Raw genomic sequence first — 2,191 nt, 5'->3', positions numbered from 1 at the left:
TCCATCCGCGCCGTCCGCCTCTCCGGCGCACTGCGCCAGGCCGGCTACGACCTCAGCATCCAGCAGATCTTCCAACACCGCACCATCGCCGCACTCGCCGTCCTGGCCGGCGAAAGCACCCCCGCAGCCACGGCCGAGCCGGTCGCACCGTTCACCCTGATCAGCGACGAAGACCGGGCCCTACTCCCCGCCGACGTCGTCGACGCCTACCCGCTGTCCCAGGTCCAGACCGGCATGCTCGTCGAAATGCTCGCCGGCGACGGCCGCAACACCTACCACAACCTCAACACGTTCCGGATCCCGGACGAGCAGCCCTTCTCCGAGGCCGCCCTGCGCGAGGCCGTCCGCCTGGTCTCGACCCGTCACGACATGCTCCGCACCTCCATGCACCTCACCGGCTACTCGCAGCCGCTCCAGCTGGTGCACGCCGAGGCGGAGATCCCGCTCAGCATCCACGACCTGCGCGACCTCACCGCCGACGACCAGCGCGCCAACGAGATCGAACTCCTCCACCAGGAACGCGCCACCCTGTTCGACCTCACCACCGCGCCCCTGATCCGCCTCAACGTTCACCTGGAGTCCGACCACTCCTGGCGTCTGACGTTCACTCAGAACCACGCCATCACCGAGGGCTGGAGCTACCACACCCTCCTGATGGAGCTGCTGGAGGCCTACCGCTCCATCCGCGACGAGGTGCCCCTCACACTCCCGCAGCCGCCGGCCGTCCGCTACGCCGACTTCATCGCGGCCGAGCTGGAATCCCTCGACAACGAGGACGACCGCGCCTACTGGCAGCACATCACCGACACCCACATCCCGGTGTCCGTTCCGGCCTCGTGGGCCGGGGAGGGTGGTACTCAGCACCACGGCGCCCAGATCTCCCTCCAGGAGCTGGAGCCGGGGCTGCGAGCCCTGGCGGCGGCCGCCCGGACGTCGCTGAAGAGCGTGCTGCTCGCGGCGCACGTCAAGGTCCTCGGCATGCTGACGACGGAGCCGGCGTTCCACACCGGTCTGGTGGCCCACGGCCGCCTGGAGGCCACGGACGGCGACCGCGTGCTCGGCATGCACCTCAACACCGTGCCGTTCCCGATGGACCGCAGCGCCCGCACCTGGCGCGAGCTGGTCGAGCAGGTCTTCGACCAGGAAACCGCCATCTGGGGCCACCGCCGCTACCCGCTCCCCGCCATCCAGCGGGACTCCGGCTCGACCGAGCGGCTCCTCACGATCCTGTTCGACTACCAGGACTTCCACCAGGTCGACCGGGAACGTGTCGATTCCGGCGGGACCTTCCACGACGCTCCGACCGAGTTCGGCTTCCTCGTCAGCGCAGGTGCCGGGCGCGTCGCCCTCACCAGCACCTACCAGGTGCTGAGCGCCGAGAACATGGACCGGCTGGCGCAGATGTACCGGCGGGTGCTGGAGGCGATGGCCGCCGACCCGTCCGGTGACGCCCGCGCGACCTACCTGCCCGAGACGGAGACCGCCCAGCTGCTGGAGGAGTGGAACCCCGCCCACGTCATCACCGGCGAGGAGTGCGTCCACCACGCCTTCGAACGCCAGGCCGCCGCCACCCCCGACGCCCTCGCGCTGACCTACGAGGGCACCCACCTCACCTACCGCGAGCTCAACGAGCGCGCGAACAAGATCGCCCACCACCTGATCGAGCAGGGCGCCACGCCCGAGACCCTCGTCGCGGTCTGCCTCGAACGCAGCATCAACCTCATCCCCACCCTGCTCGGCGTCCTCAAGTCCGGCGCCGGCTACCTCCCCCTCGACCCCTCCAACCCGGTCGAGCGCCTCGGCTACATCCTCGGCGACGCCCGCGCCGCCATCGCGATCACCCAGCACCAGCACACCGACCTCATCGCGAGCATCCACCACGGCCACACGATCGTCCTCGACGACGACCAGGACGCCGCGCTCATCAACGCCCGGCCGGCCACCAACCCCACCGTCGACGTCCGCCCGGACAACCTGATCTACGTCATCTACACCTCCGGCTCCACCGGCACACCCAAGGGCGTCACCCTCGCCCACGCCAACATCTGGCAAATGATGCGCCGCGCCGCCCACGAACTCACCTTCACCCACACCGACGTCTGGACCCTCTTCCACACCTACGCCTTCGACTACTCCGTCTGGGAAATGTGGGGCCCCCTCCTCCACGGCGGCCGCCTCGTCATCGTCCCCA

Annotated in this window: 1 protein-coding gene; it reads left to right on the top strand. The window is 69.6% G+C overall.

The annotated features are described in order from the left end of the window. On the top strand, positions 1 to 2,191 hold a 2,191-nt coding region (locus ACFXAM_RS38630; protein WP_380298602.1), incomplete at both ends, for an AMP-binding protein.

The organism is Kitasatospora sp. NPDC059462 (assembly GCF_042749955.1).
Taxonomy (GTDB): domain Bacteria; phylum Actinomycetota; class Actinomycetes; order Streptomycetales; family Streptomycetaceae; genus Kitasatospora.
This window is presented reverse-complemented; position numbering and strand designations above follow the sequence as displayed.